13 protein-coding genes are annotated in these 22,736 nt (G+C 73.6%); 5 read left to right on the plus strand and 8 right to left on the minus strand.

The genetic code is table 11. The annotated features are described in order from the left end of the window. Nucleotides 1–109: 109 nt before the first annotated feature. The 7 genes from JK359_RS35035 to JK359_RS35065 form a co-directional block, all read right to left on the minus strand. Entirely contained in the window at nucleotides 110–2,317 is a 2,208-nt protein-coding gene (locus JK359_RS35035) for a bifunctional glycosyltransferase/CDP-glycerol:glycerophosphate glycerophosphotransferase (protein ID WP_201843674.1), read from the minus strand. Between the two features lie 6 nt (nucleotides 2,318–2,323). After that, nucleotides 2,324–4,525, minus strand: coding sequence for a bifunctional glycosyltransferase/CDP-glycerol:glycerophosphate glycerophosphotransferase (locus JK359_RS35040; protein WP_201843675.1), 2,202 nt, complete (start codon nucleotides 4,523–4,525; stop codon nucleotides 2,324–2,326). A gap of 125 nt (nucleotides 4,526–4,650) precedes the next feature. After that, nucleotides 4,651–6,864, minus strand: a complete 2,214-nt coding sequence (locus tag JK359_RS35045; protein ID WP_201843676.1) for a bifunctional glycosyltransferase/CDP-glycerol:glycerophosphate glycerophosphotransferase — start codon at nucleotides 6,862–6,864, stop codon at nucleotides 4,651–4,653. A 155-nt stretch (nucleotides 6,865–7,019) separates the two neighbouring features. Next, nucleotides 7,020–7,928 carry a carbohydrate ABC transporter permease gene (locus JK359_RS35050; RefSeq protein WP_201843677.1) on the minus strand — a complete coding sequence of 303 codons (909 nt, stop codon included), beginning with the start codon at nucleotides 7,926–7,928 and terminating at the stop codon, nucleotides 7,020–7,022. Then, nucleotides 7,925–9,268 (minus strand): carbohydrate ABC transporter permease, encoded by a 1,344-nt coding sequence (locus JK359_RS35055; RefSeq protein ID WP_201843678.1) that lies wholly within the window; start codon nucleotides 9,266–9,268, stop codon nucleotides 7,925–7,927. Before JK359_RS35055 ends, JK359_RS35050 begins: the two co-directional genes overlap by 4 nt. 7 nt (nucleotides 9,269–9,275) lie before the next feature. After that, on the minus strand, nucleotides 9,276–10,655 hold the full coding sequence (locus JK359_RS35060) for an ABC transporter substrate-binding protein (protein WP_201843679.1): 1,380 nt from the start codon (nucleotides 10,653–10,655) through the stop codon (nucleotides 9,276–9,278). Between the two features lie 324 nt (nucleotides 10,656–10,979). Continuing rightward, a complete protein-coding gene (locus tag JK359_RS35065) occupies nucleotides 10,980–15,395 on the minus strand; it encodes an FtsK/SpoIIIE domain-containing protein (RefSeq protein WP_201843680.1) in 4,416 nt (1,471 codons plus the stop codon). Nucleotides 15,396–15,789: 394 nt separating this feature from the next. Between JK359_RS35065 and JK359_RS35070 the strand changes: the two genes are divergently transcribed. The 4 genes from JK359_RS35070 (at nucleotide 15,790) to JK359_RS35085 (ending at nucleotide 21,468) form a co-directional block, all read left to right on the plus strand. Then, on the plus strand, nucleotides 15,790–17,505 hold the full coding sequence (locus tag JK359_RS35070) for a serine/threonine-protein kinase (protein WP_201843681.1): 1,716 nt from the start codon (nucleotides 15,790–15,792) through the stop codon (nucleotides 17,503–17,505). Between the two features lie 313 nt (nucleotides 17,506–17,818). After that, complete coding sequence (locus JK359_RS35075; protein ID WP_201843682.1) at nucleotides 17,819–19,045, plus strand: serine/threonine-protein kinase; 1,227 nt, start codon at nucleotides 17,819–17,821, stop codon at nucleotides 19,043–19,045. Nucleotides 19,046–19,167: 122 nt separating this feature from the next. Continuing rightward, nucleotides 19,168–20,274 (plus strand): peptide chain release factor 2, encoded by a 1,107-nt coding sequence (gene prfB / locus JK359_RS35080; RefSeq protein ID WP_201843683.1) that lies wholly within the window; start codon nucleotides 19,168–19,170, stop codon nucleotides 20,272–20,274. Between the two features lie 294 nt (nucleotides 20,275–20,568). Continuing rightward, a complete protein-coding gene (locus JK359_RS35085; RefSeq protein ID WP_201843684.1) occupies nucleotides 20,569–21,468 on the plus strand; it encodes a hypothetical protein in 900 nt (299 codons plus the stop codon). 131 nt (nucleotides 21,469–21,599) lie between these two features. On the opposite strand, the gene JK359_RS35090 is transcribed toward JK359_RS35085, so the two are convergent. Then, complete coding sequence (locus tag JK359_RS35090) at nucleotides 21,600–21,800, minus strand: hypothetical protein (RefSeq protein WP_201843685.1); 201 nt, start codon at nucleotides 21,798–21,800, stop codon at nucleotides 21,600–21,602. 236 nt (nucleotides 21,801–22,036) lie between these two features. Here JK359_RS35090 and ftsE point away from each other — a divergent pair, with 236 nt between their 5' ends. Next, nucleotides 22,037–22,726: a cell division ATP-binding protein FtsE gene (gene ftsE, locus JK359_RS35095; RefSeq protein ID WP_031159396.1), complete on the plus strand. Its 690-nt coding sequence runs from the start codon at nucleotides 22,037–22,039 to the stop codon at nucleotides 22,724–22,726. Nucleotides 22,727–22,736 lie beyond the last annotated feature (10 nt).

Below are 22,736 nucleotides of genomic sequence, written 5' to 3' on the forward strand. Positions count from 1 at the left end.
TCGGCCCACCGCCCGCCGGTGGGCGTGCGACCGCCGCGTGCGGTACGGGGGCCGGTCCCGGACGGGGCCGGCCCCCGCGGCCGCGCCGGGCCGGCGCCGGCCCGGCGCGCTAGGCGGACGTCAGCGCGTTCCGGGTCGCCGGCTGGCCCGGGATCCGCGGCGGTTCCGCGTCCGGCAGCCGCTCACCCAGCAGCAGCGTCCGTACGACCCGTTCGGCGGCCCGCCCGTCGTCGTACTCGCAGAACCGGGTACGGAAGTCAGCCCGCAGCCGGGTCGACTCCTCGTCCCGCCAGGCGCCCGAGGCGAACAGCCGGGCCAGCTCCCGGTACGTCCGGGAGACATGCCCCGGCGGCTCGGCCGTGATGTCGAAGTAGGCGCCCCGGCTCGCCGTGAACGCGGGCCAGTCGTCGGCGTGCACGACGACCGGCCGGTCCAGGTTGGCGTAGTCGAACATGATCGACGAATAGTCGGTGACCAGGGCGTCCGCCGCGAGCAGCACGTCCGCCACGTGCGCCTCGTCGGTCGCGTCGATCACGATCCCGCGCCGGGCCAGCTCCGCGAGACCCATGCCCCGGGCGGGGCCGCTCGCCAGTGACGGGTGCAGCCGGACCACCAGGGTGTGCCCCTCGCCGAGGTCGGCCGCGAACCGGGCCAGGTCGATCCGGTCGACGTGCCCGCTCCGGCGGTAGTCACGGCGGGTCGGCGCGTACAGCACGACCGTGTGGTCCGCCGGAATGCCGTGCCGCTCCCGGAAGTCACTGCTGCCGCCCGCCACCAGCACGTCGTTGCGGGGGCTGCCGCTGCGCACCGAGCCGAAGTGGCACGGGTAGGCCCGCTCCCACACCAGCTCGGAATGACGGTTGGCGACCAGGCTGTGGTCCCAGCGGTCGGCCCGCCGCAGCATCTGCGGCACGTCGAAGCCGAGCCGGGCGCCGGGCTTGTCCCGCAGGTCGGCGCCCGCGTACTTCAGCGGAGTGCCCTGGTGGGTGTGGATGTGCACGCTGCCGGGCCGCTTGGCCAGGGTGCCGGGCCAGTTGACGTCGTTGACGAAGAACTTCGCCCGTGCCGTGACCTCGAGGTAGCGGCGCGAGCCGACGACCACGTGCTCCACGCCGGCCGGCAGCTGCGCGGCCGTCTCCGCGTCCCGCACCACCCACACCCCGCGCAGCTGCGGGGCGATCTCGCGGGCCATGGCGTACACGGCCGCCGGGTCGCCGAGCAGACCGCGGTGCGAGGACGCCGAGTACACCACCAGGTTCTCGTCCAGCGGACGGTGGGTGTGCAGGGACGCCCAGCCGGTGCGGGCCCGCCCGGCGGCCGCCCGGCGCGCCTGGACCGCACGCCGAGCCGTCTCCCGCCCGGCGCCCACCAACTGCCGCCGCAGCCGGTACCCGGTCCAGGAGCCCTCAAGCACCGCCGCCTCACCGTCCACCGCGGCGCCCTCGGGCCTGTGCCGGCGGAACATCTCCGCCGTACGCCGGAAGAACTCCGCCTTGTCACCGGGCGGCAGCCGGTCCGGCTTGGCGAGGATGTCCAGGCAGTGCTCGCCCATCTTGCGGTGCAGGTACGGCCGCCAGTGCGCCAGCTCCGGCCGTTCGGCCACGAAGGCGAAGACCCGCTCGTACTGGTCGTGGATGTCGAAGTGCTTGCGGCTGGTGGTGGACAGGATGTTGCCCTGCCGGCGCTGCCGGTAGTTCAGGCAGATCCGGTCCAGGGTGGCGATCCGGCGGGCGCTGAGCATCACCGGGAAGGTCCAGGGCGTGTCCTCGTAGTAGCCGGGCGGGAACTCGAAGCCGCCCTCCGCGACGAACTCCCGCCGGTAGACCTTGTTCCAGACCACCATCAGCAGGTCCAGGATCTCCGGGTGCTCGGCGGCGGTGAAGGTGTCCGCCCCGGCCTCGGCCAGGACATGGGCCAGGACGTTGCGCCGGGTGCCGCCCCACCAGTAGGTGCGCGCGTAGTCGAAGACGAGCACGTCCGGGTCGGCGGACTCGGCGAGCCGGTCGGCGACGGCCCGCAGCGCGCCCGGGGTGAAGGTGTCGTCGCTGTCCAGGAAGAAGAGGTAGTCGCCGGTGGCGTGCGGCACGCCGGCGTTGCGGGCTCGGCCGAGGCCCACGTTCTCCGGCAGGTGCAACACCGTCACCCGCGGGTCACGTTCGGCGTACTCGTCCAGGATCGCGCCGCAGCCGTCCGGGGAGCAGTCGTCCACGGCGATCAGCTCGAAGTCGCCGAAGGACTGCCCGAGCACCGAGTCCAGGCACTCGCGCAGAAAGCCCTGCACCTTGAAACAGGGCACGATCAGACTGAAGCGGGGCACGGCGGGTCAGCTCCTCACGAGGGTGGCGGCGGCGGGGGCGGGGATGCGTTCCGCGAGCGGGACAACCGGCGGCACCGCCTCCGGAGGCTCGCCGAGCAGCACCCGCCGCACCACCCGCTCGGCGGCCCGCCCGTCGTCGAACTGGCAGAACCGCTCCCGGAACGCGGCCCGGCGCTCCCGGGCCCCGGGCCCCGCGTACGAGCCGTCGCGGAACACGGCGGCCAGCTCCTGCGGGGTCCGGGCGACCAGCCCCGGCGGCTCGGCCGGCAGGTCGAAGTAGACGCCCCGGGTCTCCTGGTAGACCTCCCAGTCGTCGGCGTACACGACGATCGGCCGGTCCAGGTTGGCGTAGTCGAACATGATGGACGAGTAGTCGGTCACCAGCGCGTCCGCGGCCAGGCACACGTCCTCGGAGGAGCGGTGGGCGGTGACGTCGATGATCCGGTCCGAGTTCCGTGAGCCGCCCCGGTCGTAGAAGTAGTGGGCGCGCAGCAGCACGACGACGTCCTCGCCGGCCGCGGCGCAGAACGCCTCCAGGTCCAGGCCGGGCTCGAAGCCGGTGTGGTGGTCGCGGTGGGTCGGCGCGTACAGCACGGCCGTCCTGCCCTCGGGGACACCCAGCGCACGCCGGATCCGGGCCACGTCGTCCGCGGTCGCCGTGTAGTAGACGTCGTTGCGCGGGTAGCCGTACTCCAGGTGCTCGTACGAGCCGGGGAAGGCGCGCTCCCACATCTGGGTGGAGTGGCGGTTGGCGGACAGGTTGAAGTCCCAGCGGTCGACGCGGCCCAGCAGCCGGGTGAAGCTGCCGGACTGCGCGGCCACCACCGGGTACGTCGACTGGTCCACGCCCATCGTCTTCAGCGGGGTGCCGTGCTGGGTCTGCAGGTGGACGCTGCCGGGCCGCTTGACGATCCCCTCGGCGAAGTTCGCGTTGTTGATGAGGTACTTGGCGCGTCCCAGCACCTCCCAGTAGCGGCGCGAGCCGATCACCGCGTAGTCGACGTCCTTCGGCACGGCGTGCTCCTGGCCGGCCTCCACCAGGAACACCGAGCGGATGTGCGGGGCGAGTTCGCGGGCCTTGGCGTGGATCGCGGCCGGGTTGCAGGCGTAGCCGCGGCCCCAGTAGGCGCAGTAGACCGCCAGCTCGGGGTCGAGCGGGCGGCGCAGGTCACGGGCGTAACGCAGCCGGGTGCGCAGCATGCGCGGGCGGGGCAGCCGTTCGGCGGCGCCGCCCGCCGCCTGGTTGGCGCCGCGCAGGGCCCGGAAGGCGGTGTACGCGCCCGCCGCCAGCAGCCGGTGCTGCACGCCCAGGCTGCCGCCCGGCAACCGGTGGCCGGCCGGCCGGTAGCGCCGGTAGAGGCGGCCCGCGCGGCGGAAGAAGGCCCGATGCCCGCCGGACAGCCGCCGCGGCCTGGACGCCGTCTTCAGTACCACCGCGAACAGCTGGTCGAACAGCGGCCCGGTCCGCTCGGCCGGCAGGCCGCGCTCGGCCGCCAGGGCCAGCACCCGCTCCACCTCGTCCAGCAGGGTGTGCTGGTGCGGCCCGGGGAGATTGAGCCGGCTGCCCTGGCGGCGCAGCCGGTGCCGTACGACGGTCCGCCGCAGCACCGCGACCCGCGTGGCGGCGACCCAGGTCGCCCCGCCCCAGCCGAGGTCGGTGAAGTGGCTGTCGGGGAAGGCGAGCCCGTGCGCGGTGAGGAAGGTGCGGCGGTAGACGGCGCTCCACGCGGGCAGCTGCACACCGGTCAGTTCCGGCAGGTCGGCGGGGGCGAAGGCGCCGGCCGGCGCCTTGGCGAGCAGGGGCGCGACCGGGTTCGTCGGCTCGCCCTCCCACCAGGGGACGCGCTCGTGCTCGGCGTAGAGCACGTCCACGCCGGCGGTCTCGGTCAGCCGGGCGTCCAGCGCCGCGAGCGCACCCGGCAGCAGCAGGTCGTCGCCGTCCAGGAACAGCAGGTACGTGCCGGTCGCCGCTCGCATCCCGGCGTTGCGCGCCCCGCTCAGACCGGCGGACGGCGGCGAGTGCACGGGGGTCACCCGGGTGTCCCGCCCGGCGTACCCGGCGGCTAGCTCCGCGGCGGGGGCGTCGGGGGCGTCGCAGACCGGGATCAGCTGCAGGTCGCCGAAGGACTGGCCGAGGACGGAGTCCAGCGCCTGGGACAGGCGGCCGGCGACCCCGTGGGATGGGACGATGATGCTGAAGCGGGGCATTCTGTTCTTTCTGTCGTCTTGCGGACGCGGCCGGGCCGCCCCGCCGGACGCCAGGTGGACGGCCGGCTCGGGGTGGGCCGCGTCGAGCCGAGGGGCATGGGAACTCCCGGAAGGACCAACGGTGTTCAGAGGCTCTCGGTGACGGGGAGGGGACCGGAAGGTTGCGGCACGGTGGCCAGCGGGGAGCGTGCGCACGCCGACGGCGCCGGGAACCGGTCCGCGAGCGGCACCACCGGCGGCAGCTCCGTCTCGCCCAGCACCACCCGCCGTACCACCCGCTCGGCGGCGCGCCCGTCGTCCCACGGGCAGAAACGCTCCCGGAACGCCGCCCGCAGCTGCGCCGAGCGGGAACCGCGCCAGTGCCCCGTGGCGAAGATGTCGATCAGCTCGTCCTCGTTGCGCGCCACCGCACCCGGCGGGAAGGCCCGCAGGTCGAAGTAGACGCCCCGGGCCGCCGCGTACGCCGCCCAGTCCTCGGTGTGCACCACGATCGGCCGGTCCAGGCCCGCGTAGTCGAACATGACGGACGCGTAGTCGGTGAGCAGCACGTCCGAGGCGAGGCACAGCGCGGACAGGTCCGGGCGGCCGGAGACGTCGATGATCCGGGTGCCCCCGACCGGAACCGGGGTCCGGGCCAGCACCACGAAACGCGGGCCGAGACGGCGCAGGACCCGCTCCAGGTCGAGCAGCGGGTGCTGGGTGCGCCGGTGGTCGCGGTGCGCGGGCGCGTACAGGATCGCGACCGCGCCCTCCGGGACGCCCAGCGACGCCCGCAGCCCGGCCACGTCCGCCGCGGTCGCCCGCTGGAAGACGTCGTTGCGGGGCAGCCCGTACTCCAGCGTGGTGTAGCGGCCCGGGTGCACCCGCTCCCAGGTCAGGGTGGCGTGCCGGTTGCCCGACAGCACGTAGTCCCACTGGTCGACGCCCCGCAGCAGCTCCGCGAAGTCGGTGTCCCGGGCCGCCGCCGGGCGCTCCTGGAGGTCGAGGCCCGCGTGCCCGAGCGGGGTGCCCTGCTGGGTCTGCACGAACACCTGCCCGGGCCGCTTCCGCAGCCGCCGATCCAGCCCGGCGTCGCTGACCAGGTAGCGGGAGCGGGCCAGCGCCGTCCAGTACGCGGCCGTACCCGGGCGCAGCCGGCGGGGGCCCGGCGGCACCACGTCCTCCTGCCCGCGGCGGGCGATCCACGCCGTGCTCAGCCGCGGGGCGTACGTCCGGAACGCCTCCTCCAGCGCGGCCGGATCGCCGTGCCCCTCGTGGGCGGCGAACACCGCCCGGTCGGACCGCAGCGGCAGGCGCAGCTGGACGCGGTAGTGCAACTGGAGCGCGGCCGTGCGCAGCGCCCGGGCCAGCTTCACCGCCGTCTTCACCGTGCGCCGGCGGACGGCGGCGGCCAGCTGGAGGGCCCGGAAGGAGCGGTGCAGCCCGAAGCGGACCAGGGCGTGCCGCAGCCGGATCCGCACCCCCGGCACATGGTGGCGGCGGCAGTGGACGCGGGCCCGGCGCAGGAAGTCGCCCCGGCTGCCGCGCGGCAGCCTGCCCCGCCTGGTGAACACCACGGCGTAGTGGTCGACCATCCGCCGGAACAACTCCGGCCGCCACCGCCCGAGTTCGGGCCGCTCGTCGACGTACGCGAACACCCGGTCGTACTGCTCGAACAGGTCGAAGTGCTTGCGGCTGGTGGTGCCCAGGATGCTGCCCTGCCGGCGCTGCCGGTAGTGCACGCACACCCGGTCCAGGGTGGCGATCGACTCGGCCGTCATCAGCACCGGGAAGGTCCACGGGGTGTCCTCGTAGTAGCCCGGCGGGAACGCGAACCCGCGGGCCTGCACGAACTCCCGCTGGTACGCCTTGTTCCAGGCCACCATCAGCACCCGCAGCAGCCCCGGCCGGTCCTCCAGCCGGAACGGCGCCGGGCCCTGCTCGGTGAGCTGGGCGGCCAGCTGGTTGCGCACCGTCCGGCCGTCCCAGTAGGTGCGCGCGTAGTCGAAGACCAGGACGTCCGGGTCGCCGGTCTCCTTGAGCCGGTCGGCGACCGCCCGCAGCGCGTCCGGGGTGAGCGTGTCGTCACTGTCCAGGAAGACCAGGTAGTCACCGGTCGCCTCGGCCATGCCCGCGTTGCGGGCCCGGCCGAGCCCCTGGTTCTCGGCCAGGTGCAGGGCCTTCACCCGGGCGTCCCGGGCCGCGTACTCGTCGATGATCTCGCCGCAGGCATCCGGTGAGCAGTCGTCCACGGCGATCAGCTCCAGATCGGGATACGACTGCGAGAGCACCGAGTCCAGGCACTCGGAGAGGTACGCCTGGACCTGGTGTGCGGGGACGATGACACTGAACCTGGGCAAGGGACATCCATGGGTCGGTCGGCGCGGGCGTTCTGCCCGGGAACGGCCGATGGAGTGAATTGGTTACGGTTCGTACGGCATCCGGGGGACACCGCGTGAACGCCGGGGGGCGGGCCCCTGAAGGCCCGCCCCCCGGAAAACGCCCTGCCGTGCGGCTACTTGACCGCGCCCGCCATCACTCCGGACACGAACTGTCGCTGGAACGCGAAGAACACGGCCAGCGGGATCACCATGGAGATGAACGCACCGGGCGCCAGGACATCGATGTTGTTGCCGAACTGCCGTACCTGGGTCTGCAGGGCGACCGTGATCGGCTGCGTGCCCGACTTGGTGAACACCAGCGCGACCAGCATGTCGTTCCACACCCACAGGAACTGGAAGATGCCGAGGCTCGCGATCGCCGGGCCGCCGAGCGGCATCACCACCCGCGCGAACAGCCGGAGTTCGCCCGCACCGTCCAGCCGGGCCGCCTCCAGCAGCTCCCGCGGGATCTCCGCGAAGAAGTTCCGCAGCAGGAACACCGCGAACGGCAGCCCGAAGCCGGTGTGGAACAGGATCACGCCGAGGATCGTCCCGAACAGGCCGATCTTCCCGAAGAGTTCGGCGATCGGGATCAGCGCCACCTGCACCGGGACCACCAACAGGCTGACCACGCCGAGGAACCACCAGTCCCGGCCCGGGAACTCCATCCACGCGAAGGCGTACCCCGCCAGCGCGCCGATCACGACGACCAGGACGGTCGCCGGGACCGTGATCAGCACCGTGTTCACCAGGGAGCCGGTGATGTCACCGTTCTCCAGCAGCTTCTGGTAGCTGTCCACGGTGAGCTGGGACGGCTTGCTCAGCACCGTCCACCAGCCGCTCGCGCTCATGTCCTCCGGCGTGCGCAGCGAGGAGATGAGCAGGCCGATGGTCGGAACCAGCCAGAACAGGCCCACGACGATCAGCACCACCCGGACCAGCCCGCCGCTCAGCTTCCCGGCGACACGGGAGCCGACCGACTCCCTGGCCCCGGCCGTCCGGACCGGGTCGGTCTTGCCGATGCTTCCGGCGGTCGCCGTCATCGCCGCACCTCCCGCCTGAGCCTACGGACGTTGAACAGCATCACCGGGATCACCAGCAGCAGCAGGAACACCGCGATCGCGCTCGCGACGCCCGGCCGGCCCTCCGCGAAGCCCTTGCGGTACAGCTCCAGTGCCAGCACGTTGGCGTCGTCCTGGGAGGACCCCGGCGCGATGATGAACACCAGGTCGAACACCTTCAGCACGTTGATCATCAACGTGACGGTGACCACCGCCAGGACCGGCGCGAGCAACGGCACGGTGATCCTGCGGAACACCTGCCACTCGCCGGCGCCGTCCACCCGTGCCGCCTCCAGCAGCTCCCGGGGCACACTCGCGAGCCCAGCCGCGATCAGCACCATCGCGAAGCCCGCCCACATCCACACGTACGCCCCGATGATCGACGGGGTGACCAGCGCCGGACCGAGCCACTCGACCCCGTTGTACGGCTCCCGGAAGTTGCTCGCCGGCAGCCGCAGCCGGGCCCCGTCGGCGGACGCGGGCAGCGTGAAGGTGCCGTCGCCGGCCGCCTCGGTGGAGGCCACCACCTTGCCGTCCTTCACCGCCTCGATCCGCATCCCCGCGTAACCCACCTCGGACGGGTCGGGGGCGCCCAGCCGGCCCACGCCCTTGCCCCGGGTGAAGTCCTGCCAGGTGGTGCCGGTGACCCTCCCCGGCTCCGCCCCGGCCGCGGTGGCCTTCTTCACCCCGTCCGGCAACTGGTCCGGGGCGACACCGACGAGGGGCAGGGAGACCGGCCGCCCGGCGTGGACGGCGTCCTTGGTGAGGAAACCGCCGTCCTCCGCGACGAGCGGCGACTCGCGGCCCGGATGGGCCTTCGGGAACGCCGACGCCTGCGCGAACGTGTCGTGCACACCGACCCACACGGCGTTCGCGACGCCCTTGTCCGGGTCCTGGTCGTACACCAGCCGGAAGATGATCCCCGCGGCCAGCATCGAGATCGCCATCGGCATGAAGACGACCAGCTTGAACGCCGTTCCCCAGCGCACCCGTTCGGTCAGGACCGCGAAGACCAGACCGAGCGCGGTGGAGACCGTCGGCGCGAACACCACCCAGATGACGTTGTTCTTCAGGGCGGTCCGGATGCCGTCGTCGGTGAAGAGCGTCTTGTAGTTGTCGACCCCGGCGAAACCGTCACCGGAGGCGTTGTAGAAGCTGCGGACGATCGAGTACCCGATCGGGTAGACCACGAGCGCGCCGAGCAGCACCAGCGCGGGCAGCAGGAACAGCGCTGCCACGGCCTTGCGGGTGCCGGTCACGCTCTTGCGACTGCGGGGCGCGGCGGGGCCCGGTGGGGCCCCGGCCGCCGCTGCCGGCGCCATCGCCGGCTCAGCTCCCGCTTCCGTACGCGGCCGCCGCGTCCTTCTCCAGCCGGGCCTGGGCGCCCGCGACGTCCTTCGGGTTCTTCAGGAAGTCCTGCAGGTCCTTCCACTCACCCTTGCCGGGGGTGCCGCCGAAGGCCTGCGGGGTCTGGTCGGACATGTCGAAGCGGAAGTCGTCGCCGGACGCGATCAGCGCCTTGGCGATCTTCCGCTGGACCTCGTTCGGGTACGCCGACACCGGCACGTTCTTGTTCGGCGAGAGGTAGCCGCCGAGCTTCGCCTGGATCGTCGCCGCGTCCGGCGAGGCGAGGAAGGTGGCCAGGGCCTGCGCCGCCTTGGAGTCCTTCAGGATCACCGCCGCGTCACCGCCGGATACCACCGGCGCGGCCGAGCCGACCGCCGGGAACGGGAACACCTTCGCGTCCGTGCCCACCTTCGCCTTGGTCTCACCGATGTTGACCTGCACGAAGTCGCCCTCGTAGACCATCGCGGACTTCGGCTGGTCCCCGCCGGTGAAGGTCTGGGTGACCGACTGCGGGAACTCCGTCTGCAGCGCGCCGCTCTGGCCGCCGGCCAGGTAGTCCTTCTTGCCCCACAGCTGGGCCAGCGTGGTCAGCGCCTGCTTGACCGACGGATCCGTCCACTTGATCTTGTGCTGGGCCAGCTGGTCGTACTTCTCCGGGCCCGCCTGGGAGAGATAGACGTTCTCGAACCAGTCGGTCAGCGGCCAGCCGTCCGCGCCGGCCACGGAGAAGGGCGTGACCCCCGAGTCGTACACCGCCTGCGAGGCGGTCAGCAGGTCCTGCCAGGTCTTGGGCTCCTTGGCACCCGCGTTCTCGAAGACCTTCGTGTTGTACCAGATCAGCGACTTGTTGGCCGCCTTGTAGTAGACGCCGTACTGCTTGCCGTCGACCTTGCCGATGTCCTGCCAGCCCTGCGAGTAGTTCTCCGCCAGTTCCTTCTGGGCCTCCGGCCCGAGGGGCTTGGCCCAGCCCTTCTGCACGGCCTGCTTGATGGCGCCGGGCTGCGGCAGCAGCGCGACGTCCGGTGGCTGCCCGCCCGCGATCTTCGAACCGAGGAAGTTGATGATCGGGTCCTGCGCGGGCACGAACGTGACCGTGGCGCCCGTGCGCTTCTCGAACTCGGCGAGGACCTTCTTGAAGTTGGCCTGTTCGGCACCGGTCCAGACGGCGGCCACCTCCAGATGGGCGCCGTTCAGTTTCGGCAGGGTGACGGTGGAGGCGCTGGGCTCGCCGCTCCCGCCCCCGTCGCCCTTCTTGCCGTCGTCACCGCTGGAGCACGCGGAGAGCGCGAGGGCTCCCGTGAGCAGTGCGGCGAGTGTGGTGACGGCCCTGTGTGTCCGGAACGTGCTGCTCTTGCTGCGCATCACTTCCCCGTTCGTCGTTCTCCGTTGAACGTCGTTGAACGTCAGAACTCTGTCCCGTGCGCTCCGGTCTACGCCGGGCCGCTCGGGAGGGGCAAGAGCGCCTGCGGTGTCGACCGGCTCATCGTGACCGGCTCGTGACCAGGTGTGTATGCGTACGGGTTTCCGGCGGCCGCGGGGACGACGGATTCACCGAGGCCCCAGAGGTTCACCTGGAGGGGGGACGGGCCCGCGGGAGCCACCCGGCGTGCGGGCCCGGCTCCGCCCGATCGCCCGGTGTGCGGGCACCCCCCACCTGCCTTCCCGGCGTACGGTGCCCGGCCGCGGTCAGAGCAGGGACGGTATCTCCGCCGCCGCGACCTCCCGGGCCGCCCGCTCCACCGCGCTCGCGAGCAGCGCCAGGTCGGTCGGGCCGTTGCCCAGCTCCCGCACCGGCCGGCGGGCCGGCGGGTCTCCCATCCGCTGCCAGTCCAGCGGGACCACCGTCGGCCGCTGGGTCGCGGTCCGCGGGATACGGCCCGTCACCCGGCCGCCCTGGAAGCCGACGGCACGCCCGTCCGGGTACACGAGCCGCCCACGACCGGGTGCCGGTTCGTCAGGCCCCGGCTGCGGCGCGTCCAGCGTCACCCGCAGGGCCGCCCGGCGCGCCGGCTCCGACTCCGCGGTACGGCCGCCGGCCCCGGCCGCGGCCACCAGATGCACACCCAGCCGGGCACCCTCCCGGGCCACCGCCTCCAGCGCCCGCATCACCGAGCCCGCGGCGGGCCGGCCGGGAGAGCCGAGCGCGGGGGAGACCAGCGCGTCCAGGTCGTCCACGACCACCACGAGCCGGGGCAACGGCGGCGGCGCGTCGGCACGTTGCCGGGCCCGGGCCGGCCGCAGGCGCAGGGTGGAACTTGGCGGCGCCTCTATGTCGCCGGAAGCGGAGGCGCGGTGCGCGGGCGCGTCGGCGGGGGCGGACGTGTCCCCGGCGGCCGGCGTCCGCTGGGCCACCATCCGGCCGGACACCTCCCGGCCCGCATGCCACTGGGCGAAGTCCGTCCGGCCCAGCAGTTCCGCCCGCCGCTTCAGTTCGGCGGTCAGCGACTGCGCGAACTCCCGCATGCGCACCGGGTCGTTGGCGATGAGGTGCGTGGTGGCGTGCGGTATGTCGGTGCAGACCCGCAGGCCCTCCCCACGTCCGGCGCCCGCGCCGACCCCGTCCCGGCCGTCGAGCAGCACCACGGCCAGCCGGTCCGGCCGCTCGGCCGCGGCCAGCGAGGCGACCACGGCCCGCAGCAGCTCGGTACGACCGCTGCCGGGCGGCCCCTCGATCAGCAGGTGCGGCCCCTCGGCAACGAGATCGGCGGTGACCGGCCCGCGCGGTCCGGCACCCAGTACCGCCCGTGCCCGGCCGCCCAGCGACTCCGTGTCGTCGGCCGCGTCGGCCCAGCGGGCCATCAGCGACGCCGGGGTGGCCCGGGCCAGGCCCAACTCGTCCAGCAACCGCGCCGACTGGGGCAGCGGCACGGACACGCGCGTGTGCCGCTCACCGGCCGGGCCGTCCGGGCGCAGCGGCGCCATCGCCCGCGCGAACCGCTCCGCCCAGGCGGCGGAGACGGCGTCGACGGCGGCGGGCACGCCGGGGCCGACGGGACCGCCCCGCGCGACCCGCAGCAGTTGCAGCGCGGCGGCGACGTCCCCGCTGAGCAGGGCCACGGCACCGCAGTGCCGGAACGTCGGCGTCACTTCGCACGCGGCCTCGTACGTCCGCGCGACGGGCGACGCCGGCGAAGCGGGCTCGGTCTCCGCCAGACACACGACGTGGACCCCGGCCCGCGGCCCGGCCACGGCCAGCCGCGCGAGGGCCTCCTGCAGTCCGGCGCCCCCCGGGTCCCCGTCCACCACGACGACGGTGAACGGCCCGGCGAACCCACCGCCCCCGTCCGGCCCGGCCCCGTCCCTGGCCCAGGACGGACGACGGACGGGAGCGGCCGGGGTGGCGGGGCTGCCGGGGGAGCCGAGGGTTCCCGGGCCGGTACGGGTTATGGGGCTGCCGGGGGCTCGGAGGGTTTCGGGGTCTATGGCGGCCGTGGGACCGCCGACGGATCGGGGGCCGGTGGAGACGGTGGGGTTGCTGCGGGAGCCGGAGGTTCCGGGGTCGCTGGGGACGGAGCCGGGGGTTCGGGGGCCGGTCGGGGTCCCGCGGGTTCCGGGATCCGCGGGGGTTGTGGGGCCGCCGGAAGCTCGGAGGGCTCCGGGGCCGGCGTGGGAGGCGGGGCTGCCGAGGATGCCCGTGCCCGTGTCCGTGTCCGTGTCCGTGTCGGTGGGGGCTGTGGGCCCGCCGGGGGATCCCAGGGTTCCGGGGCCGGCGTCGGGGGCGGGGCGGCCGTAGGAGGGATCGGGCGTGCCGGGGGCGGGCAGGTCGGCCGGGGACGAGGCGGTGCCCCTGGCCGGCGTGCCGGAGCCGGGAGTGCCGGCGCCGGATGTGCCGGAGCCTGGCGTGCCAGGGCCGGGTGTGCTGGAGCCTGGCGTGCCAGGGCCGGGTGTGCCGGAGCCCGGCGTACCTGGGCCGGGTGTACTGGAGCCCGGCGTGCCAGGGCTGGGTGTGCTGGAGCCTGGCGTGCCAGGGCTGGGTGTGCTGGAGCCTGGCGTGCCAGGGCCGGGTGTGCCGGACGGCGTGGGCGTCCCCGGGGCCCCCGTCGGCGCCGTGCCGTCCGCGATGCGGGCCGGGGACGGATGGGCCGCGGTCCGGCCCGTCGCCGCGTGGTCCTCGACCCGGCGCAGCAGTTCCTCCGTGCGGGCCGCCGCCTGCTCGCGGTCGTAGGCCAGCAGCAGACGGCAGTCCTGGCCGTGGCCCGGCCGGACGTGCGGGAGCCAGCCCAGCCAGGCCCACTCGGCCGTGCGCTCGGCCACCGGCCTCGAGCGGTCCGCGCTGATCAGCACGATCTCCAGCAGGTCGGGCGAGTGCAGCGCGGCGAGCTGGGCCAGCACCGCGCGGGCCAGCCCGGACAGCCGGGGCCGTGGACCGGCCAGGCCCAGCGCGCCCGCCTCCCGCAGCGCGGCGGTCACCGGCACGGCGGGCAGCAGCCCCGAGCCGTCCGGTGCGCTCCGGTCGGCCGTGCCGAGCCGGACGGTCAGCGCCTCGGGGTGCCCCGGTCCGCGTTCCCAGAGGCGGGGGCCGGGGCCGAGCGCGGTCAGCAGCAGGGCCGCCGGGTCGGGCCAGGTCTCGGGCTGCCGGAACGCTCGGGGGACGGGGGCGCCGGCGGTGGCGGCGGCCGTACCGTCGTGGGTCTGCCGGCTGCTCGGCTGCTCCCCGCGGGCACCCGTCAGCCGGCGGGCCCAGGCGCCGAACCCGCGCCGCCGGGTCCCCTGCGGGGCGTCCGTACCCCGGAGCGGAGTGTCCTTGCGCCCGCCCCCGTGCGCGTTCTCACCGGCGTGCGCGGCACCCGCCCCGCCGACACCGAAGCGCCCCGCGTGGGTGTCCCCACCGGAACCGGCGCCAGGTCCGGCGCCAGGTCCGGCGCCGGAAGCGTCGGCACCGAAGGCCCCGGCACCGTAGGCATCAGCGGCCGAAGCGTCGGCCCCGGAGGCCCCGGCACCGTAGGCATCAGCGGCCGAAGCGTCGGCCCCGGAGGCCCCGGCACCGTAGGCATCAGCGGCCGAAGCGTCGACCCCGGAGGCCCCGGCACCGTAGGCATCAGCAGTCGAAGCGTCGGCACCGGAGGCACCGACCCCGAACGCACCGGCACCGGCAACGGCACCGTAGGCACCGGCGTCCCTCTCCCGGCTCTCGGCGTGCGGCGCTCCGGCCTGGCCCGGTACCACCGGCGTCTGCCCACGCCGGTGCTCCTGGGCCCCCGCGCCACCGCCGGAGGCACCCCAGCCGGCGGAACCGGAGGAGTCGTAGTCGTGATGCGCGCCCCCGGCACGCCCCGAGCCCCCGCGCACCGGCTCACCGGCCGCGCCGGTCCCGGTGACCGCGCCGCCGGGCGCGCCGGAACCATCGACACCGCCCGCCACCGGCGACGCTCCCCGCGCGGCCGGTGCGGCAGGGGGGCCGGTGTCGGCCGCGGGCCGGGCGCCGCCCGGGACGACCCGCACGCACCCCTCCCCGTCGGGTACCGCCCGGACCCTGGCCCCGGGGCCCCCGGACGGGGTGACCCGCAGGGCCGACTCCCCGATCCGCAGCAAGCCCCCGGCAGGGAACCGCACGGGCCGTTCCGTCAGCCGCACGCCGTCGAGCGACGTGCCGTTCGTGGAGCCGAGGTCGGCGACCGAGACGCGGCCGTCCGCGCCGACGGTGACCACGCAGTGCAGTCGGGAGACGTCGAGGTCGTCCAGCGGGACGTCCGCCTCGGCGGAGCGGCCGACGGTGATCCGGCCGCCGTGCAGCAGGTGGACCCCGCCCGCGTCGGGGCCGGCGATCACATGGAGCTGGGCCGGGGCGTCGTCCAGCTCGGGGTGCGGTTCGGCGGCGGCGGGGGCGCCGAGGGACAGCACGGCTCCGTCGACCAGCGGCGGCTCGCCGAGCGTGGCGCGGCGCGGGTCCAGCCGGTCCGTGCCCGCGTAGAGGACGACGGTCGCGCCGCCGGTGTCCCGGCCGCCCTGCCCGCCCTCTCCGGTGACCGCGCCGGCCAGCGCCGACGCCACCGCGGCCAGCTCCGTGCCCGCGGGCGCCGTGACCAGTACGTCGCGGCTCGCGGCGCGGCCCCGCTGCGGGGACGGGCCGAGCGGGTCTACGACGGTCAGCCGGATCTGCATCGGCGTCAGCGGTCCCTTCTGCGCGGGTCTGCGCGGGCGCGGACTTCCCCCCACCCCCACGAGCACGTCGGCCAGCAGCCGCCGGCACGTCCCAGCGGGCTGCTGGAGGCATCCTCGCACCTGCCACTGACAACGCGCCCGGGACCCGGGCACAAGTGATCTTGATTGGTCGGCTCTGCCCCCAAAAGTGCCTGACCAGTACCCCACTGGCGATCAGTTGAGATCGGTCACGTCCGGCTCCGGCAACCACGGGACCGGTGCGGGCGTCTTTCCGTCGAACACCTCGAACATGCTCGGGAACGCATACGTAGTGCCCCGAAGAGCCCCACTACAGTGGGTCGGAGCACCGGAATGCAGGCAAGCAAGCAACAGCAAGCAGCAGGGAGCGCGTGACGTGCGGCCAGTCGGCAGCAAGTACCTGCTTGAGGAGCCGCTCGGACGCGGCGCCACAGGCACCGTCTGGCGTGCCCGCCAGCGAGAGACCGCGGGCGCCGAGGCGGCCGTGCCCGGTCAGCCGGGAGAGACGGTCGCGATCAAGGTCCTCAAGGAGGAGCTGGCCGGCGACCCCGACATCGTGATGCGCTTCCTGCGGGAGCGCTCCGTCCTGCTCCGGCTCACGCACCCCAACATCGTCCGGGTCCGCGACCTGGTCGTCGAGGGCGATCTGCTGGCGCTGGTCATGGACCTCGTCGACGGCCCCGACCTGCACCGCTACCTGCGCGAGAACGGCCCGCTCACCCCGGTCGCCGCCGCACTGATGACGGCCCAGATCGCCGACGCGCTCGCCGCGAGCCACGCCGACGGCGTCGTCCACCGCGACCTGAAGCCCGCGAACGTGCTGCTCATGCAGCACGAGGGCCAGATGCACCCGATGCTCACCGACTTCGGCATCGCCCGCCTCGCCGACTCCCCGGGGCTGACCCGCACCCACGAGTTCGTCGGCACGCCCGCGTACGTGGCGCCGGAGTCCGCCGAGGGCCGCCCGCAGACCTCCGCGGTCGACATCTACGGCGCCGGCATCCTGCTGTACGAGCTGGTCACCGGGCGGCCGCCGTTCTCCGGCGGCAGCGCCCTGGAGGTCCTGCACCAGCATCTGAGCGCTGAGCCGCGCCGCCCCTCCACCGTCCCCGAGCCGCTGTGGACGGTCATAGAGCGCTGCCTGCGTAAGAACCCGGACGAGCGGCCGAGCGCCGAGAACCTCGCGCGTGGCCTGCGGGTCGTCGCCGAGGGGGTCGGCGTGCACGCGAACGCCGCGCAGATCGCCGCCGCCGAGGGCGTCGGGGCGCTGCTCGCCCCCGACCCGGACCCGACGGCCGTCCCGGGCGTGCCCGGCGCCGCCGACCCCACCCAGGTGCTGCCCACGAACGCGCCGCAGGGTGCGTACGACCCGAACGCCGCGACCAGCGTGCTGCCGCACACGGGCGGCCCGGCCGGCGCCGCCGACCCCACCGCGGTCCTGCCGAACACCGGCGCGGCGGACCCGACGGCCGTGATGCCGCCCGTCCCGCCGGGGCAGTACGGCCAGCAGGGGCAGCAGCCCGAGCAGCCGCACCCCTGGCAGACGCAGCTGCGCGCCGCCCGTGACCGCAACGATCAGACGCAGGTCCAGTACCTCGACCCCGACGAGGACCCGCTGCGCCGCCGCCCCCAGCGGCAGGTGGCCCGGCCACAGCAGCAGCCGCGCCAGGCCCCGCAGGCCCGCCCGCAGCAGCCGCAGCCGCGCGGCCGGCAGCCCCAGCAGGCCCCCGGGTACGGCTATCCGCAGCAGCAGCCCCAGCAGTACGCCCCGCCGCAGCAGCCGCAGCAGCCGCAGCAGCCGCAGCGGTACGCGCCGCCCGCCCGGCCCGAGCCGCAGCGGCCCGCGCGGGAGCCCCGGGCCCCACGGCAGCGCAACGCCAACCCGATGAAGATCCCCGGCCTGGGCTGTCTGAAGGGCTGCCTGTTCACGATCGTCATCCTGGTCGTGGCGAGCTGGCTGATCTGGGAGCTGACCCCGCTGCACACCTGGGTCGGCCAGGGCAAGGGCTACTGGGACCAGATGACCGACTGGATCGGCAAGGTCGGCGACTGGGTCGAGAAGGTGGGCGGCTCCTCCGGCAGCGGAAACTGATCACGGGAACCGGCCGCCGCCGGGCACCGGCCCCTGGGGACCGGTGAACCGGCCGCCGGGCACCGGCCCCTGGGGACCGGTCTCCCGGACCGGCCGCCGGGAACCGGTCTCGCACGACCGGATATTCCGAACCGGTCCTGTGAGCGGCTCGGGGGCCAGGCCTTCGGAGCCGGGCGGCCGGTGACCGCGCCCCGGAATTCCACCGCTGGTTTGGGGATTTGTCGACATCTGGCGGGTGATTTCCGTCTCCGCGGTGAAGGTTGGCTCGTCGGACGCGTAGTTTTGTCGGCAACACGCGTCTGTAGGAGCAGTCTTGGCACGGAAGATCGGCAGCCGGTACACCGCGAACCAGATCCTGGGGCGGGGCAGCGCCGGCACGGTGTGGCTGGGCGAGGGGCCGGACGGTCCCGTCGCCGTCAAGCTCCTGCGCGAGGACCTCGCCTCCGACCAGGAGCTGGTCGGACGCTTCGTCCAGGAGCGCACCGCGCTGCTCGGCCTGGAGCACCCGCACATCGTCACCGTGCGCGACCTGGTCGTCGACGGCAACGACCTGGCCCTGGTGATGGACCTCGTGCGCGGTACCGACCTGCGCACCCGGCTGGAACGGGAGCGGAGGCTCGCCCCCGAGGCGGCCGTGGCGATCGTCGCCGACGTCGCCGACGCGCTGGCCGCGGCGCACGCGGCCGGGGTGGTCCACCGGGACGTCAAGCCCGAGAACGTCCTGCTCGACATGCAGGGCCCGCTCGGGCCGGGCGGATCACACCCCGCCCTGCTCACCGACTTCGGCGTCGCCAAGCTGATCGACTCGCCGAAGCGGACCCGGGCCACGAAGATCATCGGGACGCCCGACTACCTGGCCCCGGAGATCGTGGAGGGCCTGCCGCCCCGGGCCGCCGTGGACATCTACGCCCTGGCCACGGTCCTGTACGAGCTGCTGGCCGGCTTCACCCCCTTCGGCGGGGGACACCCCGGCGCGGTCCTGCGCCGGCACGTCACCGAGACCGTCGTACCGCTGCCCGGCATCCCCGAGGAGCTGTGGCAGCTGCTGGTGCAGTGCCTGGCCAAGGCGCCCGCCTCCCGGCTGCGCGCCTCGGAGCTGGCGGCACGGCTGCGCGAGCAGCTGCCGATACTCGCCGGGATGCCGCCGCTGGACGTGGACGAGCCGGGGCTCGCCGAGGAGGACACGGACGAGCCGGCCCCGGCGGCACCCTCCGGTGGTGAGCCGGTACGGCGGCGGGGCGCGGTCTCCCTGGTCCCCGGCGCCCGGCCGGACTCCAACCGGGACACACACACGTCGATGCGGGTGCCCGCGCCGGACGAGCTGGCCGGCGGTGCCCACGGGACCGCGCGCGCCCCCCGGCCCACCGGTGCGCCCCGGCCGGGTTCGGCCCGGCACCGGGCCGCGGTGCGGCGGCGCAGGGTGACGCTGGGGGTGGCGGGCGTGGTGGTGGCCGCCGTGGTGGCCGTCGGGGCGTGGTTCGCGTCGTCCGACGGTGACGACCAGCCGGCGCCGGGCACTCACAGCACGTCGGCCCCCTGACCCACCCGAGGGCTCAACCCGCCGTCGCAAGGGGCTGTCCCAAGGGGCTCCGCCCACCGTCACAAGCGGTTCCGGCCCCCGTTCGGCCGAGGGCGCTTGCCACAGCCGTTACGCTGGAAGGCGTGGCAGTCGTCGATGTATCCGAAGAGCTGAAGTCCCTCTCCTCGACCATGGAGTCGATCGAGGCCGTCCTGGACCTCGACAGGCTGAGGGCAGACATCGCCGTGCTCGAGGAGCAGGCGGCCGCGCCGTCCCTGTGGGACAACCCGGACGAGGCGCAGAAGATCACCAGCAAGCTCTCCCACCTCCAGGCCGAGGTCAGGAAGGCGGAGGCGCTGCGTGGCCGGATCGACGATCTCGCGGTCCTCTTCGAGATGGCCGAGGAGGAGGACGACCCGGACACCCGCGCCGAGGCCGAGTCCGAGCTGACCTCGGTGAAGAAGGCGCTGGACGAGATGGAGGTCCGCACCCTCCTGTCCGGCGAGTACGACTCCCGCGAGGCGCTCGTCAACATCCGCGCCGAGGCCGGCGGCGTCGACGCCGCGGACTTCGCCGAGCGGCTGCAGCGCATGTACCTGCGCTGGGCCGAGCAGCGCGGCTACAAGACCGAGCTGATCGAGACGTCGTACGCGGAAGAGGCCGGCATCAAGTCGACCACCTTCTCCGTGCAGGCGCCCTACGCCTACGGCACCCTCTCCGTCGAGCAGGGCACGCACCGCCTCGTGCGCATCTCGCCCTTCGACAACCAGGGTCGCCGGCAGACCTCCTTCGCCGGTGTCGAGGTCCTGCCCGTCGTCGAGCAGTCCGACCACGTCGAGATCGACGAGTCCGACCTGCGGATCGACGTCTACCGGTCCTCCGGCCCGGGCGGCCAGGGCGTCAACACGACCGACTCCGCGGTCCGCATCACGCACCTCCCCACCGGCATCGTGGTCTCCTGCCAGAACGAGCGCTCGCAGATCCAGAACAAGGCCACGGCGATGAACGTCCTCCAGGCCAAGCTCCTGGAGCGGCGCCGCCAGGAGGAGCAGGCCAAGATGGACGCCCTCAAGGGCGACGGCGGCAACTCCTGGGGCAACCAGATGCGTTCGTACGTGCTGCACCCCTACCAGATGGTCAAGGACCTGCGCACCGAGTTCGAGGTGGGCAACCCGGAGGCCGTTTTCAACGGCGAGATCGACGGGTTCCTGGAGGCCGGCATTCGCTGGCGCAAGCAGCAAGAGAGGTAACTTTGTCGACATAACAACTGCCGCCCATGAGGCGGCAGTTGTCATTTGTCTGGGTTTTACATCACACTCACAGGCTTCGATTCCCCGCAAACATCACCCCACCGGACATTGCGCCCGCAACGACCTTGACGTTGCTTTGAAAAATGGGAAGGGTGAGCCGCGGCATGCGTACTTGAGGGGCGCATGTGAACCGGGGGATCGAGTTGACGCGCTTCGTCACCAGCTGCCTCCGTCGATCACGGCACGCCCCGACGCGACGCCCATTGACGAACAGCTACTGGGGGTAGCAACCATATGACGAAGAAGACGCGGATCCGGGTCGCGCGGATAGCCGCCGGTGCCGTGATCGCGGCCGGTGCGTCGCTGACCGCGGCCGGCGCGGCATCCGCCCTGGACCTCGACGTCCAGGCGGGCCCGATCAGCCTCGGCGTGAGCGGTGTCGGCGCCGACGGTGGCAACACCGACGGCGGCGGTGGCGACTGCCCGATCGGCATCTGCACCGACGGCGGTACCGACGGTGGTTCGACCACCACCGATGGCGGTACCACGGACGGTGGCTCCACCGACGGCGGGACCACGGACGGCGGGACCACCGACGGTGGCACGACCGACGGTGGTACCACGGACGGTGGCACGACCGACGGCGGCACCACGGACGGCGGGACCACCGACGGCGGCACCACGGACGGCGGGACCACCGACGGCGGCACCACGGACGGCGGGACCACCGACGGCGGCACGACCGACGGCGGCACCACGGACGGCGGCACCACCGACGGTGGCACGACCGACGGCGGCAACGGAAACGGCGGCAACGGAAACGGCGGCAACGGTTCCGACGGCGGCAACGGCAACTCCGGCGGCAACGGCAACTCGGGTGGCAACGGCAACTCGGGTGGCAACGGCAACTCGGGCGGTGACAGCGGCACCGGCGGTTCCGGCGACGGCGGTTCCGGCACCGGTGGCAGCCACCCCGAGGGCGGCAACAACAACGTCCCGCAGGACGAGGGCTCCTCGGCGCTCACCGACACCGGTTCCGACACCTCGGCCCAGGGCGGCGACAAGCAGCTCGCCGAGACCGGTGCCGGCCAGACCGCGTTCCTGCTCGTCGGCGCCGCGACGATGATCGCCGGCGGCATCGGCTTCCGTGTCCTGCCGCGTCTGGTGACCGGCAGGGGCGGCGCCGCCGCCTGAGCGTAGCGATACGTTCACGCACCGCGCGCACGACACAGACGGGAGGGCCCGGAGCCACTGGCTCCGGGCCCTCCCGGCGTCTTCGCGGGGCTACGCGCTCACGCGTACCGCCGGCGCACCTGCGGACTTCCTCACACGGTCTGGTGCGCCAGCAGCGCAACCGCGGCGATCAGCACCGCCAGCAGCGCGATCAGCGCCATCGGGTTCAGCCCGTTCAGACCGCCGAAGAGGCCCTCCTGCTGCAGTCGCTCGCGGTTGGCACGGCACACCGGGCACCGGCCCTCGCTCACGGGCGACGCGCAGTTCGCGCACACCAACCGGTCGTACGTCATGCGCTCGCCCTCCTTGCACCGGCCATCACACGTACAACGCTCACGGGAACGAGAACGTTCCCCTCCCACTGTGCCAGGTTCCCGCGGAGCGTGCGCGGGCCCTCGGGGAGAGGGCCGCGGGCAGGGGCCGGTACAAAAACGTACAAGTCTTGCCCAACCTGAACCTGCGACTGCACTTGCACACCCGGTTCGCGTATGGTCACGCTCATCTACCCCCGGCGACCCGTGGTGCATCCGTGATCCGATTCGACAACGTCTCCAAGGTCTACCCCAAGCAGACCCGCCCCGCACTCAGGGATGTCTCCCTCGAGGTGGAGAAGGGCGAGTTCGTCTTTCTCGTGGGATCCTCCGGCTCCGGAAAGTCCACCTTCCTGCGGCTCGTCCTCCGCGAGGAGCGGTGCAGCCACGGCCAGGTGCACGTGCTGGGCAAGGACCTCGCGCGCCTCTCCAACTGGAAGGTGCCGCAGATGCGCCGCCAGCTGGGGACCGTGTTCCAGGACTTCCGGCTGCTGCCGAACAAGACGGTCGCCGAGAACGTTGCCTTCGCGCAGGAGGTGATCGGCAAGTCCCGGGGCGAGATCCGCAAGTCCGTGCCCCAGGTGCTCGATCTCGTCGGGCTCGGCGGCAAGGAGGACCGGATGCCGGGCGAGCTGTCCGGTGGTGAGCAGCAGCGCGTGGCCATCGCGCGCGCCTTCGTCAACCGGCCGAAGCTGCTCATCGCCGACGAGCCCACCGGCAACCTCGACCCGCAGACCTCCGTCGGCATCATGAAGCTGCTCGACCGCATCAACCGGACGGGCACCACCGTGATCATGGCGACGCACGACCAGAACATCGTGGACCAGATGCGCAAGCGCGTCATCGAGCTGGAGAAGGGCCGCCTCGTCCGCGACCAGGCCCGCGGCGTCTACGGCTACCAGCACTGACCGCACCCAG

Source organism: Streptomyces actinomycinicus (assembly GCF_016741775.1).
GTDB lineage: Bacteria > Actinomycetota > Actinomycetes > Streptomycetales > Streptomycetaceae > Streptomyces > Streptomyces actinomycinicus.